Source organism: Meiothermus sp. QL-1 (assembly GCF_003351145.1).
In the GTDB taxonomy this organism is placed as follows: Bacteria; Deinococcota; Deinococci; order Deinococcales; family Thermaceae; genus Meiothermus.
Map to the genome: position 1 here is coordinate 251,111 of NZ_QQSV01000002.1, position 16,051 is coordinate 267,161.

At 68.5% G+C, this 16,051-nt stretch carries 14 protein-coding genes; 10 read left to right on the forward strand and 4 right to left on the reverse strand.

The features are described from left to right. Positions 1-38: 38 nt before the first annotated feature. Positions 39-476: a 23S rRNA (pseudouridine(1915)-N(3))-methyltransferase RlmH gene (locus DV704_RS04015; protein WP_114798277.1), complete on the forward strand. Its 438-nt coding sequence runs from the start codon at positions 39-41 to the stop codon at positions 474-476. Here DV704_RS04015 and DV704_RS04020 read toward each other — a convergent pair. Beyond that, complete coding sequence (locus DV704_RS04020) at positions 473-2,482, reverse strand: S8 family peptidase (RefSeq protein WP_233498232.1); 2,010 nt, start codon at positions 2,480-2,482, stop codon at positions 473-475. The two genes, DV704_RS04015 and DV704_RS04020, sit on opposite strands and share 4 nt — an antisense overlap. Before the next feature lie 44 nt (positions 2,483-2,526). Beyond that, positions 2,527-3,693: a nitrate/nitrite transporter gene (locus DV704_RS04025; protein WP_114798278.1), complete on the reverse strand. Its 1,167-nt coding sequence runs from the start codon at positions 3,691-3,693 to the stop codon at positions 2,527-2,529. An 18-nt stretch (positions 3,694-3,711) separates the two neighbouring features. On the opposite strand from DV704_RS04025, the gene DV704_RS04030 reads away from it, so the two are divergent. Beyond that, positions 3,712-4,041: a hypothetical protein gene (locus DV704_RS04030; RefSeq protein ID WP_114798279.1), complete on the forward strand. Its 330-nt coding sequence runs from the start codon at positions 3,712-3,714 to the stop codon at positions 4,039-4,041. Here DV704_RS04030 and DV704_RS04035 read toward each other — a convergent pair. After that, complete coding sequence (locus DV704_RS04035) at positions 4,009-4,866, reverse strand: SDR family oxidoreductase (RefSeq protein WP_114798280.1); 858 nt, start codon at positions 4,864-4,866, stop codon at positions 4,009-4,011. The two genes, DV704_RS04030 and DV704_RS04035, sit on opposite strands and share 33 nt — an antisense overlap. Before the next feature lie 31 nt (positions 4,867-4,897). Between DV704_RS04035 and DV704_RS04040 the strand changes: the two genes are divergently transcribed. From DV704_RS04040 to groL, 8 genes are all read left to right on the forward strand, one after another. Next, positions 4,898-5,665 (forward strand): VOC family protein, encoded by a 768-nt coding sequence (locus tag DV704_RS04040; RefSeq protein ID WP_114798281.1) that lies wholly within the window; start codon positions 4,898-4,900, stop codon positions 5,663-5,665. A 9-nt stretch (positions 5,666-5,674) separates the two neighbouring features. Further along, positions 5,675-7,006 (forward strand): GH1 family beta-glucosidase, encoded by a 1,332-nt coding sequence (locus DV704_RS04045; protein ID WP_114798282.1) that lies wholly within the window; start codon positions 5,675-5,677, stop codon positions 7,004-7,006. Between the two features lie 31 nt (positions 7,007-7,037). Continuing rightward, complete coding sequence (gene pepF / locus DV704_RS04050; RefSeq protein WP_114798283.1) at positions 7,038-8,840, forward strand: oligoendopeptidase F; 1,803 nt, start codon at positions 7,038-7,040, stop codon at positions 8,838-8,840. Positions 8,841-8,853: 13 nt separating this feature from the next. Continuing rightward, positions 8,854-9,999, forward strand: a complete 1,146-nt coding sequence (gene proB / locus DV704_RS04055) for a glutamate 5-kinase (RefSeq protein WP_114798284.1) — start codon at positions 8,854-8,856, stop codon at positions 9,997-9,999. 17 nt (positions 10,000-10,016) lie between these two features. Beyond that, positions 10,017-11,270 carry a glutamate-5-semialdehyde dehydrogenase gene (locus DV704_RS04060; protein WP_114798285.1) on the forward strand — a complete coding sequence of 418 codons (1,254 nt, stop codon included), beginning with the start codon at positions 10,017-10,019 and terminating at the stop codon, positions 11,268-11,270. 75 nt (positions 11,271-11,345) lie between these two features. Beyond that, on the forward strand, positions 11,346-12,824 hold the full coding sequence (locus DV704_RS04065) for an ABC transporter permease subunit (RefSeq protein ID WP_114798286.1): 1,479 nt from the start codon (positions 11,346-11,348) through the stop codon (positions 12,822-12,824). 141 nt (positions 12,825-12,965) lie between these two features. Then, on the forward strand, positions 12,966-13,262 hold the full coding sequence (gene groES / locus DV704_RS04070; RefSeq protein WP_114798287.1) for a co-chaperone GroES: 297 nt from the start codon (positions 12,966-12,968) through the stop codon (positions 13,260-13,262). 9 nt (positions 13,263-13,271) lie between these two features. Further along, a complete protein-coding gene (gene groL, locus DV704_RS04075; RefSeq protein WP_114798288.1) occupies positions 13,272-14,909 on the forward strand; it encodes a chaperonin GroEL in 1,638 nt (545 codons plus the stop codon). Positions 14,910-14,933: 24 nt separating this feature from the next. On the opposite strand, the gene hemW is transcribed toward groL, so the two are convergent. Beyond that, complete coding sequence (gene hemW, locus DV704_RS04080) at positions 14,934-16,049, reverse strand: radical SAM family heme chaperone HemW (protein ID WP_114798289.1); 1,116 nt, start codon at positions 16,047-16,049, stop codon at positions 14,934-14,936. Positions 16,050-16,051 lie beyond the last annotated feature (2 nt).

Consider the following 16,051-nt stretch of genomic DNA (forward strand, 5'->3'; position numbering starts at 1 on the left):
GGTACAGATTATAGCCGGCAGGCGGTATCCTTTGCCCCGTGAGGCTCAGGGTATGCGCGATCGGGCGGCCCCGGCTGGCCTACGCCAGGGCCGGCATCGAGGAGTACCAGCGGCGCCTGGCCCGCTACAGCACCCTGGAGGTCCTGTATCTCAAGGAGGGTCCTAAGGAGCAGGAGGGGGCCCGGCTGCTCAAGGCCTCGGAGGGCTACCGCCGGGTGGTGCTGGATGAGCGGGGGGAGCTGCTGGACACCCTGGGCTTTCGGGCCCGGCTCGAGGCCTGGGCCGCGGGGGGGGTCCGGGGGGTGGCCTTCCTCCTGGGTGGGGCCGAGGGCCACGCCGAGGGGGTGCGCAGGGCCGCCGACTGCCTCCTGGCCCTATCCCGACTCACCCTGCAGCACGAGCTGGCCCTGCTGGTGCTCCTGGAGCAGCTTTACCGGGTGGAGACCCTCAGGCGGGGCGAGCCCTACCACCGCTAGGGGGATGGGTAGCCCATCTGCTGCAGCCATTTTTCCCGGGTGAGGGTGGTGGAAAGGACCGGCTCCAGGGTTATCTCCAGCCCGCTGCGGTCCGGCATAACGGTGGCAATCGCCCCGTTGACCCGGTACCAGCCGAACAGGTCCCCCTCGTCCTGCCGGTTGTTGTTGTTCACGTCCTTCCAGGCCGAGATGCGGTAGCCCACCAGGCCGGTGGTGGCGAGCCCGGTGCGAACGAAGGGGGCCTGGAGGCCGCTTTGGGTAATCAACAAGGGGTTGGTATCGGGCTGAAGGCTCAGGGTGGGCTGCTCGCGCAGCACCGCGTCGAAGTAGATGCGGGTGCCCTGGACATCTGGGCTGGGGGTGGGCTGCACCACGAGGACAATCCGGGTCTCCCCCTCCACGCTCTGCCCGCTCACGCTGGCCCTCCCCCGCACCGCCAGGGTGTAACTGCCAGGGGTGCTGCCGGCTGGGAGGGTGAGGATGGTCTGGTTGCCTGCCACGGGGCTTGGGGGGTTGAAGCTCGGGGTGGTGCCGCTGGGGTGGCCGCTTATGCTCAGGCTCACCGGGCCGCTAAAGCCGCTTCGCTCCAGGGCTATGGTCACCTGGGCGCTGGTGTTGGGCCTCAGGAAGAGGGCGTTGGGGCTGGCCGAAAGCACCAGCGAGTAGGCTGGGGGGGTGCTCAGGCGCTCGAGGGCGGCCCGCGCGTCGATGAGGCCGGCCCCGCACTCGGAGGCGCTCGGCCTTCCGCACTGGGCCGGGCTTAGGGGCCGGGCGGTTTCTCTCAGGATGGCGAGCCCCTCGGCGGCGCTCAGGCTCGGCTTCCTGCTCTTCATCAACGCCAGCACCCCAGCCACGTGGGGGGCGGCCATCGAGGTGCCGGCCATGGCCCCGTACTGCTCGTTGCCGGTGGTGCTGTAGACCCCCTGGTTCTCCCCTCCAGGGGCCATCAGGTCGATGCGGGGGCCGTGGTTGGAGTACGAGGCCCGGTTGCCCTGCTCGTTGGTTGCGCCCACCGTGATCACCCCGCTGCATCCGGCCGGGCTGAAGGTGCTGGCGTCTGTGTTGGCGTTGCCCGCAGCCACCACGATGATGGCGCCCCGGGCCTTGGCCTCGTCGATGGCCTGCTGGAGGGCGGGAACGTTGGCGCAGGCCACGGGCCCGCCCAGCGACAGGTTGATGATTTGGGCGGGGTTGGGGTTGCTGGGCACCCCGCTCACCTCGAGGCCCGCCGCCCAGCGCAGCGCGTCGATCAGGTCGGCCAGGGTGCCGCTGCTGCCGCTTATGGCCCGGACCGGCAGGATTCGGGCCCCCCACGAGACCCCCGCCACCCCCCGGTTGTTGTTGGTCGCGGCCCCCACAATCCCGGTAACGTGGTTGCCGTGGAAGGTGCTGCCCGGAGCGGTGTCCTCGGGGTCGGGGTCGCGCCCGTCGCCATCGCCGGAGTCGGCATTGGAGTAAAAGTCGTAGCCGGGCAGCAGCCTTCCAGCCAGGTCGGGGTGCCCCCTGACCACGCCCCCGTCGATCACCGCCACCGTGACCGGGTTGGAAGCACCGGTTTCGATGTCCCAGGCAGCCGGCAGGTTGATGGCCCCGTAGTGCCAGCTTTGCGAGGGGTACAGGGGGTCGTTGGGGGTGGCCTGGGTGGAGAGGATGTAGTTGGGGTGGGCATACTCGATATCGCCCCGGGCCTGGAGGGTTTGCAGGGCGGCCAGGGTTTCGCCTGGGGCAAGCCGGGCCCGGTAGAGGAAGGTGCGCTCGAGGCCCAAAGGCCGGACCAGCTCCAGCACGGCTCCTCCAGCGGAAAGGGGTTCTGCTGACTGCAGCCCGACCCGGGGCCTGAAGCGCACGATGAACTCCCCCTCCACAAACGGGGCCGGCTCGACGCTTGCTGGGTGCGTTTGGCCCTGCGGGGCGATGCGCACCGTTCCGCTGATGACCCCATTTGGGGAGAATTGGGGGCTGGTGCAGGCAGCGAGAAGAAGGAGTCCAAGCCAGTATCGGCGCATGGCCTAAGCCTACAGGCCTGCGCGGGCGAGGCGGTGAAAGCCGGCTAAAGGGATTTTGTTCTGAGGGGCCTGTAGCCCAGGATGGCCAGGGCCAGCAGGGCCGTCCAGAGTCCAAGGGCTGCGCCGTAACCGAAAAGGCCCAGCACCACCCCCATGCCCCACTGCAGCAGGAACACCCCTATGAAGCCCATGAAGTTGATGGCCGTGACCGCCCGGCCGGTGAGGGCGGTGGGAAAGGCCAGGCGGGCTTGCGCGAGGCAAAGGATGTTGAAGGCCCCCAGAAAGCCCATCAGCGCGTAGGCCCCGTAGAGCAGGGGAAGGGGCATGGCGGGCCAGAGGGCCAGCAGCAAAACCCCCAGAAGGAAGCCCCAGGCCGCCCCCCACAGGACCCGGGGCAGGCCCAGCCGGTCGGCCAGGGTTCCCGAGAGCAGGTAGCCCAGCACCGCGGCGAGCGAGAAGGCGAAGAGCAAGGCCCCCACCTCGAGCCCCCCCATTCCCCGGGTTTTGTAAAGATAGTCGCCGGCCCACAGGGTCTGCCAGGCCAGAAACCCGCCCCCCAGCACGAAGTTCAACGCACCGATGCGCCAGAAAACCTGGCTTTGCCAGATGACCCCGGCCCCTCCGCCCCGTTCGGGGCGCGGCAGGGACAGGCCCCGAGGGGCGTTTTCCACCCCCAGGGCCACCGCCAGGGCCACCAGCACGATGACCAGCGCCCCCCACTCGAAGACCCCCCGCCAGCCAATCTGCTCCTTGAGCCAGGCTAAAGGCGAGGAGGCGGCGATGGCCCCCGAGGCCCCCAGGGCCACGTAAAGGCTGCTGACGCTGGCGTAGCGGGTGGAGGGAAACCAGAGCGAAAAGGCCTTCAGCGCCCCCATCAGCGCGGCGGCGAAGCCTATACCCAAAAGGGCCCGGCCCAAAGAGAGGACGGTGAAGTTCTCTGCCGAGGCGAATATCAGGGCGCCAAGGGCCCCCACGAGCATCAGAGCGGGGTGGACGAAGCGGGGCCCATATCGGTCCAGGAGGCTGCCCAGGGGGAGCTGCACCAGGGCGAAGGTGAGGTAGAAGAGGCTGGTCATGAGGCCCAGCTCGGCCGGGGAGAGGCCCAGGTCTTGCCGCAGGTCGGGGGCGATGACCGCGTTGGTGGCGCGGAAAAAGTAGGAGAGAAAGTAGGCCAACAGGAGCACCAGGAAGACTCGTGCAGCAATGGGCATCCCCTGTATCCTACCCCCATGAGGCCCCAACCCGTCTCGGTGCTGTGGCTTGAGCTTCTGGGGGGGCTGCTGGTGGTGCTGGGGGCCCTGCTGGCCTGGCTGGCCCTTGCCCTGGCCCAGCAGACCCTGGACCCTAGTCTGGAGAAAAACCTGCTGCGCGTCCGCGTGGACCTGGCCGGTTTTCTGGAAGGGCTGGCCCACCGGGTCGCACAGCTCGGAGCCTGGATGGCCGGGGTGGGGGCGGTGCTTTTCTTCGGCGCGGGCTACCTGGCGGCGCTGCTTCGCTGGCTGCTGGGGCTGGCCGCGCTTTTCGCCCTAGGGGTCTGGCTCTGGCTGGCCCTGCGCTAGGCCCTGCAGCACCTCACCAACCCCCCGCAGCCGGGTCTGGAGCAGGGTGCGGGCCTTGGTGCTGTCCAGGGTGCAGTTTTTGGGCCGGGGCTCGGGGAACTCGTCCAGGCTCAAAGCCGGCAGGCGCGCCGGGTCGCGGCCGAAGAGGGGGGCAATCCGCCGGCCGAACTCGAGCCGGCTCAGTGCCTCGGCCCCGCCCAGGTGAAGCAGCCCTGAACAGGGCCGCTCCGCCAGCTCCCACAGGGCCCTGGCCAGGTCGTCCACGAATACGAAGGAGCGAACCTCATCGTGGAAGAGCCCCCCGAAGCGCCGCCCGTCGGCCAGCTCGAGGACCATCTGGCTGGTGGGGTCCAGGGGGTCCAGCCCCCAGATGAGGGAGGTGCGCACTATGGTGGCCTCGGGGAGGATGGCACCCACCCGTCGTTCGGCCTCCAGCTTGGCCTGCCCGTAGGGGGTAAGGGGGTTGGGGGGGGCTGTCTCGGCGTAGGGGGGCTTTTTCCCGTCGAAGACCTGGTCGGTGGAGAGGTGGAGGAGCCGGGCCCCTACCCTGCGGCAGGCCTGGGCCACGTGGGCGCTGCCCTCCACGATGGCCCCTGCCAGGTCGGCCTTGCTGTAGGCGGTGTGGATCACCACCTGGGGGGCCAGCCGGCGCAGCGCTGCCTCCACCCCAGCCCCGTCGCGGATGTCCAGGGCAACCCACTCGGCTGGGTAGGGGCCGGGGGGCTGGCGGTGGTAGCTGGCCCCGATTGCCTGAACCCAGGAGGGGGCCAGCCTGAGCAGGGCCTGGCCTAAATACCCGGTGCCTCCGGTGATGAAGACCCGCATGGAGCCAGCATACGCTTGCTAAGCTAGAGGCGTGCAAACCCTGGCCCTCAGGGGAGTTTCGCTACGGGTGCGGGACCTCGAGCGGCAGCTTGCCTTCTACCAGGGGCTTTTGGGCCTCGAGGTGTTGCGGCAGGCAAAAAGCCGGGTGGTGCTGGCCCCGGGGCAGAGGGGATTCTTCCTCGAGCTCGTCCACGTGCCCACCGCGCCCTTGCGCCCCCGCCCCACCCTGGGCCTCTACCACTTCGCCCTTCTCCTGCCCTCCCGCCGGGCTCTGGCCGAGGTGGTGCAGCACCTGTTGGACGCCCGCTACCCCACCTTCGAGGGGGCCTCCGACCACGGGGTCTCGGAGGCGGTCTACCTCTCCGATCCGGAGGGCAACGGGGTCGAGCTCTACCGCGACCGGCCCCGGGCGGAGTGGCCCCGGCGGGAAGGCGAGCTGGCGATGGGCAACCGGCCCCTCGACTTCTTCGGCCTGCTCTCCCAGGTCGAAACGCCCGGCCCCCTCCACCCGGCCACCACCCTCGGCCACATTCACCTGCACGTGCCTGATCTGGACCAGGCCGAAACTTTCTTCACGGGGCTCGGCCTGCAGGTCACCCAGCGCGACCTTCCCGGGGCCCGCTTCTTTGCCGCCGACGGCTACCACCACCACGTGGGGGTGAACCTCTGGGCCCAGAACCGGCTGGCCCCGGCCAGCGCCACCGGTCTCCTGGCCTACCGCATCGCCCTGAGGGGACAGAAGCCGGGGGTTCTACGCGACCCCAACGGCGCCTTGGTGGAGCTGGAGCCCCTCGGGTAGATTGGGGGTGTGGTCAAACGGGAAGCATTTGGCCCGGAGTTTCGCTGGGGCGTGGCCACCTCGGCCTACCAGATCGAGGGCGCCGTGCGGGAGGATGGCCGGGGGCCCTCCATATGGGATACCTTTGCCCACGCCCCAGGCCGGATCAAGACAGGCGAGAACGGCGATGTGGCCTGCGACTTCTACCACCGATATGCCGAAGACATCGCCCTCATCCGCTCCTTGAACTTCCAGGCCCACCGCTTTTCTTTAGCCTGGCCCCGCATCCTGCCCGAGGGGCGGGGGCGGGTGAACCCGAAGGGTCTGGACTTCTACCACCGGGTTATCGACCGCACCCTGGAGCTGGGCCTGGAGCCCTGGGTCACCCTCTACCACTGGGACCTGCCCCAGGCCCTGGAGGACCAGGGGGGCTGGACCAACCGGGCAATTGTGGATTGGTTCGCCGCTTATGTGGAGGTCTGCGCCCGGGCCTTCGGCGATAGGGTCAGGCACTGGATGGTGCTCAACGAGCCCACCGTTTTCACCGTGCTGGGCTATCTGCAGGGCAAGCACGCCCCAGGGCGCAGGGGGCTGGCGAACTTCCTTCCCGCGGTGCACCACGCCGCTCTGGCCCAGGCCGAAGGGGGGCGGGCGCTGCGGGCCTGTGTGCCGGGCGCGGTGGTGGGGACCACCTTCTCGGCCTCTTACGTGCAGGCCGCCGGCCCCACCTGGCTGAGCCGGATGGCCGCAGCCCACTACGACGCGGTGGCCAACCGGCTTTTCCTCGAGCCCGCCCTGGGCCTGGGCTACCCCTGGAACAGCGCCCCCTTCCTCCACCTCCTTCGCCGCTACATCCGGCCCGGCGACCTGGAGCGGCTGGCCTTTGACTTCGACTTCATCGGTTTGCAGACCTATTTCCGCCAACTGGTGCGCTTCGATCCGCTGCAGCTAGGCACCTGGGCCCAGGAGGTGCCCCACGAGGCGCGGGGGGGTGAGCTGACCGCCATGGGCTGGGAGGTCTGGCCCGAGAACCTCTACCTTTTGCTCAAGCAGTTTGCGGCCTACCCGAAGGTGCGGCGCATCGTGGTCACCGAGAACGGCATGGCCCTGCTGGACACCCCGGAGGGCGACCGGGTCCACGACCCTCGGCGCATCGCCTTTATCGAGGCCCACCTGGCCCAGCTTTTGCGGGCCAAGCAGGAAGGGGTGCCGGTGGAGGGCTATTTTTACTGGAGCTTCCTGGACAACTTCGAGTGGGCCGAGGGCTACCGCCCCCGCTTCGGCCTGGTCTACGTGGACTACCCCACCCAGCGCCGCATCGTGAAGGACTCGGGGCGCTGGTTCCAGGCCTTCCTCGGGTGACCCCCGGGTCAGTTGGGGGTAGAATGGGCGGGTGCGTCCTTTGCCCAAGCGTTCCGAGTTGCCCAAGGAGCAGACCTGGAACCTGGAAGCCCTCTTTCCCTCCGAGGCCGCCTGGCGCCAGGCCCTGGAGGAGGCCAAAGGCTACCCTGAGGCGCTGGCCCCTTTTGCCGGGCGGCTCGATTCGCCCCAGCAGGTCCTGAGGGCCCTGGAGACCTACCACGAGCGGATGCTCGCGGCCATGAAGGTCTTCCAGTATGCCTCCCTAAGCCTCGCCACCGACGGCACCAACCCCCAGTACAGCCGCATGGTAGGGGAGGCCCGGGCGGTTCTGGCCCGGCTGGCGGCGGCAGGGGCCTACCTCGAGCCCGAGCTTTTGGCTTTGGGGAAGGAGAGGCTGGCGGCCTTTATCGAGCAAGAACCTGCCCTCGCCGTCTACCGCCACTACTTCGAGGCGCTGGAGGCCCGCCGGCCCCACATCCGAAGCCAGGAGGTAGAAGCGGTGCTGGCCGCGGCGGCCGACCCCCTGGCGGGGCACAGCGCCACCGCCTATGCCGCCACCAACGCCGATATGCGCTTTCGGCCGGTGGAGCACCAGGGCGAGCGCTACCCGGTGGCCCACAGCTCTGTAGGCGAGCTCTTGCTGCACGAAAGCGAGGCGGTGCGTCGGGCGGCCTGGGAGTCTTATGCCGACGGGCACCTGGCCTTCCAGAACACCCTGGCCTCCGCCCTGCAGGGCAGCGTCAAAAGCTACGCCTTCCTGGCCCGCACCCGGGGCTACCCCAGCAGCCTCGAGATGGCCCTGGCCAAGGACCATATTCCTCGCTCGGTCTACGAGAACCTGCTGGCTATATTCCAGGAAAACCTCCCCACCTGGCACCGCTTCTTCCGCATCCGCCAAAAGGCCAGGGGTGGGCGGCTTTATGCCCACGACGTGCCCATCTACGACGCACCAGCCCCCCTGGTGCCGAGCCCCCGGCTGACCTTCTGGCAGGCGGCCGAGCTCATCTGCCGGGGCATGGCCCCTTTGGGCCCGGCCTACGTGGAGCCCATGCGGCGGGGGCTTTTTGAGGAGCGCTGGGTGGACTGGGGGCAGAACCAGGGCAAGCGGGCCGGGGCCTTCTCCTCGGGCCTAAAGGGCACCTACCCCTACATCCTCATGAGCTGGTCCGACGACCTCTTCTCCCTGAGCACCCTGGCCCACGAGCTGGGCCACTCCATGCACAGCTACTTTACCCGGGCGGCCCAGCCCATCGTCTACGCCCGCTACAGCCTGTTTCTGGCCGAGGTGGCCTCCAACTTCAACCAGGCCATGGTGCGCGCTCTGCTGCTGCGCGAGGCCAGGACCCGCGAGGAGCGGCTGGCGGTGCTGGAGGAGGCCTTCGCCAACTTCCACCGCTACCTCTTCGTGATGCCCACCCTGGCCCGCCTCGAGCGGGAGCTATACGAGCGGGTTGAGGCGGGGGGGGCCCTGACCGCACCCTACCTGAGCGAGCGGCTGGTGGCGCTTTTGGCCGAGGGCTATGGGGGCGCGGTGGAGTTCGACGAAAAAAGGCTGGGTGCCGGCTGGATGCACTTCTCCCACCTCTACAATCCCTTCTACGTCTACCAATACGCCACCGGAATCGCTGCGGCCAATGCCCTGGTGCAGCGGGTGCTGCGGGAGGGGGAGGCCGCGGCCCAGCGCTACCTCGAGTTCCTCCGGCTGGGCGACTCGGTCTACCCCCTGGAGGCCCTGGAGGTGGCCAGCATCGACATGTCCCGCCCTGAGCCCATAGAGGAGGGGTTTGCGGTGCTCCGGCAGATGGTGGACGAGCTGGAGCGCCTGGTGGGGTAGGATAACCTCCGGAATGGCGCAAGGCCGCTTTCCCCTTCCCCCCACCTCCTACCGCCGGCTGGTGGTCAAGGTGGGCAGCGCGGTGCTGAGCGGGGCGGGGGGCCGGAGGCACCTGCTGGGGATTGCCGCCCAGGTCGCCGCCCTTCGGGCCGAGGGGCGGGAGGTGGTGCTGGTCTCCTCAGGGGCCCAGGCCATGGGCATGGAAAGGCTGGGCCTTGGGGAAAAGCCCCGCACCATGCCGGCCAAGCAGGCCCTAGCCGCGGTGGGCCAGCCCGCTTTGATGCAGCTTTGGGAACAGGCCTTTAGCTGGTATGGCCACAGGGTGGCGCAGGTGTTGCTGACGGCCGAGGACCTGGCCCATCGCCACCGCTATCTGAACGCCCGCCAGACCCTGGAGACCCTGCTTTCCTGGGGCATCCTGCCCGTCATCAACGAGAATGACACGGTGATGGTGGAGGAGATCAAGTTCGGCGACAACGACCAGCTCTCGGCCCTGATTGCCACCCTGGTGGGGGCAGACCTGCTGGTGCTTTTCTCGGACATCGAGGCCCTCTTCGAGGCCGACCCCCGCACCCACCCGGCGGCCCGTCCCGTCCCCTTCGTGGAGGAGGTGGACGAACGGGTGCTCGGGATGGCCGGGGAAGGACCCAACCGGGTGGGCACCGGGGGGATGCGGAGCAAGCTGCTGGCCGCTCGAAAGGCCCGGGCTGCGGGGATTCCCACCCTGCTTCTGCCCGGTACGAGGCCCGAGAGCCTCCCCCAGGCCCTCCAGGGCGAGCCGGTGGGCACCTTCTTCGCCGCGGGGCCGCGGCGCTACAGCGGGCGTAAGCTCTGGCTCTACCAGCTTCCCAAGCCCCAGGGCGAGGTGGTGGTGGACAGGGGGGCGGCCCGGGCCTTGCAGCAGGAGGGGGCCTCGCTTTTGCCGGCGGGCATCCTCGAGGTGCGCGGCAGCTTCGATGTGGGCGAGCCGGTGCGCTGTTTGGATGTGGAGGGTGGCCTGATCGGGGTGGGGCTGGTCAACTACAGCGCGGCCGAGCTGCGCCGCATCAAGGGCAGGAAGACCCAGGAGATCGAGGCCATCCTGGGCTACAAGAACACCGACGAGGCCATCCACCGCGACTACTTCGCGCTGGTCTCGGAGCTATCGGGAGGCCACTAGCCTGCTAGAATATCCGGATGACGCCTGTCTACAGCCTGAAAACCCTGGCCCAGCTCGCGCGGGAGGCCGCCCGGCAGATGGCCGCCGCCTCGCCTGCGGCCAAGAACCGGGCCCTCCTGGCCCTGGCCCGGAGGCTATCCGCCGAGGCGGAAGCCCTCTACGCCGCCAACCAGCAGGACCTGGCCGCCGCAGAGGCCGCGGGCCTTTCGCGGGCCAAGCTGGACCGGCTGCGCCTGGATGGGAAAACCCTGGGCGACCTGGTGGCGGGTTTGGAGCAGGTGGCCGGGATGCCCGACCCGGTGGGGGAGATTGAGGCCCTGCAGGTTCGCCCGAATGGCCTCCAGGTAGGCCGGATGCGGGTGCCTTTGGGGGTGATTGGCTTCATCTACGAGTCGCGCCCTGGGGCCACCGTGGAGGCCAGCGCCCTCTGTCTCAAAGCGGGGAACGCCATCCTGCTGCGGGGCGGCAAGGAGGCCTGGCACTCCAACCAGGCCCTGGTGCGCCTGATTCAGGCCTCTTTGGAAGAGGCGGGGCTGCCCAAAGAGGCCGTCCAGCTTGTGCCCACCACCGACCGCGCGGCCATCCTGGAGATGTGCCACCTGGCCGGGCTGGTCGACCTCATCATTCCCCGGGGGGGCAAGGAGCTCATCGAGCTGGTGCAGCGCGAGGCCCGGATGCCGGTGCTGGCCCACGCCGAAGGGGTCAACCACCTCTACGTGGACCGGGACGCTGACCTCGAGATGGCCCTGCGCCTGGCGGTGAATGGCAAGGTTCAGCGCCCCAGCACCTGCAACAGCCTGGAGAAGGTCCTGGTGCACAGCGCCATAGCCCCCGCCTTCCTGCCCCGGCTTCACCAGGCCATGGTGGAGGCCCGGGTGGAGCTCAGGGGGGACGAGCGCACCTGCGCCCTAATCCCAGCCAGGGCGGCCACGGCCGAGGACTGGCACACCGAGTACCTGGACCTGGTCCTCACGGTAAAGGTGGTGGACTCGCTCGAGGAGGCCCTGGCCCACATCGCCCGCTACGGCTCGCGCCACACCGAGGCCATCTGCACCAACAACCATGCGCATGCCATGCGCTTTTTGCGCGAGGTGGACGCCTCCTTGGTGCTCGTAAACGCCTCCACCCGGCTCAACGACGGCTTCCAGCTCGGCCTGGGGGCCGAGATTGGCATCTCTACGAGCAAGCTCCACGCCTACGGGCCTATGGGGGTGAGGGAGCTCACCACCACCAAGTTCGTGGCCCTGGGCCAGGGGCAGCTTCGGGAGTGAGCCCAACCCCCGGTGCTCTTTGCTGGCGTTCGGGAACCGGCGCCCGGATAGCCGGCCCGGGTTTATGCTAGGGCCATGGGCCAGGCCCCGGCAGCCCCACCGACCACCCCCGCCGCGCCGGCCATCCGTCTTTCGGGCATCACCGTGGCCTTCGAGGGCCGGGAGGTGCTCAAGGGGGTGGACCTGGAGGTGCGCAAGGGGGAGTTCGTGGCCATCATCGGGCCTTCAGGGGGGGGCAAGAGCACCCTTTTGCGGGTGGTGGCGGGCCTGCAGAAGGCCCAGGCGGGCACGGTCGAGGTCCTGGGCCGGCCGGCCATGGTCTTCCAGGACTACCGGCTTCTGCCCTGGCGCAATGTGGAGCAGAACATAAGGCTGCCCATCGAGCTCACCGGCCGGGGCCGGATCGAGACCCACCTGGGCATGAAGCCCTACCTGCGGCTCTACCCCCACCAGCTCTCCGGCGGCATGAAGGCCCGGGTGGCCATCGCCCGCGCGCTGGCCCAGGAGGCCGAGGTGCTCTTGATGGACGAGCCCTTTGCGGCCCTGGACGCTTTGGTGCGGGAGCGCTTCAACCTCGAGCTCAAGCGCCTGCACGAGCGCACCGGCAAGACCATCCTCTTCGTGACCCACAGCATCCGCGAGGCCGTGTATTTGGCCGACCGGGTGGTGGTGCTCACCGGCGGGCGGATCGACGCGGTGCTGGAGACCCGGGGCGAGGGCCGCCTGACCGCCTTTACCGACGGGGTGGAGGCCCTTCTGCGCGAGCGGCTGGGGGTGGCCGACTCCACCTTCATCGAACCGCCCCCCCCGCCCCTGCGCCCCCCCTGGGAGGTGGTCGGCGTCCTGGGGCTCACGGGGCTTTTCTTCCTGCTCTGGAGCCTGCTTTCAGCCCGCATCCCCCTCTTCATGCCCTCGCCCTTTCAGGTGTTCCGCGCCCTTCTCGACAACACCCCCTTGCTCCTGCAGGCCACTTTGGCCACCCTAGAGGCGGTGTTTTTGGGCATATTTTTCGCCCTCCTGCTCGGCCTGCCGCTGGGCTACTGGATGGGGCGGAGCCGGCCCCTGGAGCGCCTGCTCTCGCCCTTCATCGTGGCCCTGCAGGCGGTGCCCACGGTTATCATCGCTCCTTTGCTCATCATCTGGTTCGGTTACGGCCTGGTCCCCAAGGTGATTACCGTGGCCCTCGTCTCCGTTTTTCCGGTGCTGGTGAGCACCATGGTGGGGGTGCGGGAGGTGGACCGGGTCTACCGCGAGGTCTTCCAGACCATGGGGGCCACGGCCTGGGGGGTCTTCGCCAAGCTCGAGGTGCCCGGGGCCCTGCCGGTGGTGCTGGGGGGTCTCAGGCTCACCGTCTCGCTGGCCCTGATTGGGGCGGTGGTGGCCGAGTTCGTCTTCGGGGGGGCGGGGCTTGGCTACCTGGCCAACACCGAACGGCTCAACTTCCGCTACGCCAACGCTTTTGCGGCGGTGCTGGTCACGGTGGGGCTGGGCATCCTCCTCTACGCTTTGGTGGCCGGCCTGGAGGGGTACGTGCTGCGCTACCGCCGCCGCTAGCTCTTGACAAAACCAGGCTCAACTGTCTTGGGTCTTGTGTCCCATCCCTCTTGACAATCTCACCGGCAGGCCGGAATAATATAGCCTCGGGTTGACACTCAAAACCCAAGACTGTCAAACCCCTTCACAGGAGGAACCCAGATGGCGACAACGGCTGTGCTGAGACCCCTAGGCGATCGAGTGGTGGTCAAGCGCATTGAGGAGGAGCCCAAAACCAAAGGGGGCATCGTGCTGCCCGACACCGCCAAGGAGAAGCCCCAGAAGGGCAAGGTGATTGCGGTGGGCACGGGCCGCACCCTGGACAACGGCACCAAGGTGCCCCTGGAGGTCAAGGAAGGGGACGTGGTGGTCTTTGCCAAGTACGGCGGCACCGAGATTGAGATTGACGGCGAGGAGTACATCATCCTTTCCGAGCGCGATCTGCTGGCTGTTCTGTGAGGTGTAACCATGGCTAAGATGTTGGTTTTCGACGAAGCGGCACGCCGGAGCCTGGAGCGTGGGATGAACGCGGTGGCCAACGCCGTGAAGGTGACCCTGGGCCCCCGCGGGCGCAACGTGGTCCTGGAGAAGAAATTTGGCAGCCCCACCATCACCAAGGACGGGGTGAGCGTAGCCAAAGAAGTGGAGCTGGAGGACCACCTGGAGAACATCGGCGCTAAGCTGATGATCGAGATCGCCTCCAAGACCAACGACATCACCGGGGACGGCACCACCACCGCCACCGTGCTGGGGCAGGCCATCGTGCGCGAGGGCCTGCGCAACGTGGCGGCTGGGGCCAACCCCCTGGCCCTCAAGCGGGGCATTGAGAAGGCGGTGGAGGTGGCGGTCAAGAGCATCCAGGAGCTCGCGGTGCCCGTCAACGACCGCAAGGCCATCTTCGAGGTGGCCAGCGTCTCGGCCAACAACGACGCTGAGATCGGCAACCTGATCGCCGATGCCATGGAGAAGGTGGGCCGCGAGGGGGTCATCACGGTCGAGGAGTCCAAGAGCCTGGAGACCGAGCTGAACTTCGTGGAGGGGTACCAGTTCGACAAGGGCTACATCTCCCCCTACTTCGTCAACAACCCCGAGACCATGGAGGTGCAGCTCGACGACCCCTACATCCTGATCACCGAGAAGAAGGTCTCCAACGTGCGGGAGCTGCTGCCGGTGCTGGAGCAGGTGGCCCAGACCGGGAAGCCCATGCTGCTCATCGCCGAGGATGTGGAGGGCGAGGCTTTGGCCACCCTGGTGGTCAACAAGCTGCGCGGTACCCTCAACATCGCTGCGGTGAAGGCCCCGGGCTTCGGTGATCGGCGCAAGGAGATGCTCAAGGACATCGCCGCCATCACCGGGGGCACCGTGATCAGCGAGGAGCTGGGCTTCAAGCTGGAGAACGCCACCCTCTCCATGCTGGGCCGCGCTGAGCGGGTGCGCATCAGCAAGGATGAGACCACCATCGTAGGCGGTAAGGGCAAGAAGGAGGACATCGAGGCCCGCATCAACGGCATCAAGAAGGAGCTCGAGACCACCGACAGCGAGTACTCCAAGGAGAAGCTCCAGGAGCGCCTGGCCAAGCTCGCGGGTGGGGTGGCGGTAATCCGCGTGGGTGCGGCCACCGAGACCGAGCTCAAAGAGAAGAAGCACCGCTACGAGGACGCCCTCTCCACGGCCCGGGCTGCGGTGGAGGAAGGCATCGTGCCTGGGGGTGGGGTGGCCCTGCTGCGCGCGGTGCCGGCGGTGAAGAACCTGATCAAGGAGCTCGAGGGCGATGAGGCCACCGGGGCCAAGATCGTGCTGCGGGCCCTGGAGGAGCCGGCCCGCCAGATTGCCGCCAACGCCGGCTATGAGGGCAGCGTGGTGGTCAACAACATCCTGAACAAGAAGGAGAAGAACTACGGCTTCAACGCGGCCACCGGCGAGTACGGCGACATGATGGAGTTCGGCATCGTGGACCCCGCCAAGGTGACCCGCACCGCCCTGCAGAACGCCGCCTCCATTGGGGCCCTGATCCTCATGACCGAGGCGGTGGTGGCCGAGAAGCCCGAGGAGAAGAAGGCCAGCACCACCCCGGCAGGGGGAGCGGGCGGCGACATGGACTTCTAAGGAGCCTTCTGGCAACACCCAGCCCTAGGGCTGGGTGTTTTTTTGTGCCGGGTAGGCCTCCTCCAAAGCCTCCCAAAGCCGCAGGATGACCGGGTGCAAGGTGCTTAGGTTGGTGGCGCGGATGCGGCTGCCGGAGAGGGCCAGCCCCCCACCTTGGGCCAGCTCGGCCAGGGCCGGCCCCAACGGCGCCTGCAAGGCCAGCTTGGTGCGCGCCTCGAGCTCGGAGAGGTCCACCCCCTCGGCCAGCCGGAGGCCCAGCATGAGGGACTCCCGGACGTGCTCGAGGGGGGGGATGGGCTCTGGTGCGGGCGCCTCTTTGGCCAGCCAGCGAGGCAGGGGGGGGTGGGTGAGACGGAGGGCGTAGGGGGGGGCAGGGTACTGCCCCACCGCGCTGGGCCCCAGGGCGCCCCAGAAGGCGTTGCGCCAGTAGGCCAGGTTGTGCCGGCTTTCCTGGCCGGGCCGGGCGAAGTTGGAGACCTCGTAGCGCCGGAGCCCAGCCTGCCCCAGCACCTCCACCGCCCGCTCCAGCGCCAGGGCCTCGAGCTCGGGCTCGGGGCTGTAGCCCGACAGGGCCAGGGGGGTGCCGGGTTCTACCTGGAGGGTGTAGGCCGAGACGTGTCCCACCCCCAGGGCCGCGACCTCCTTCAGGTCGGCCTCCACGTCCTGCTGGGGAAGGCCCAGGATCAGGTCCACCGAGGTGCGAAAGCCCGCCTCCAGGCTCAGCTCCACCGCCCGCAGGGCTCCTTTGCGTCCGTGGGCCCGGCCCAGGGCCTTGAGCACCGCCTCCTGGAAGCTCTGCACCCCCAAGGAGAGCCGGTTGACCCCCAAAGCCCGCAGCAGGGCCAGCCGCTCGGGGTTTAGGGTGCCCGGGTTGGCCTCGAGGGTGACCTCGGCCTGGGAAAGGTCCCAGGGCAGGGCCTGGAAGAGGGCCTCGAGCTCCCCAGCGCGCAGAAAGCTGGGGGTGCCGCCGCCCAGGTAGAGCGTCTCCAGGGGACCTGGGAAGCGCGCGTACAACGCCTGGGCCTCCTCGGCCAGGCGCTTCAGGTAGGCCGCCACCACCCCCCCTTGCCGCCGGACCACATGGAAATCGCAGTAGGGGCAGAGGGTGGGGCAGAAGGGCACGTGGACGTAGAGGTGCATCT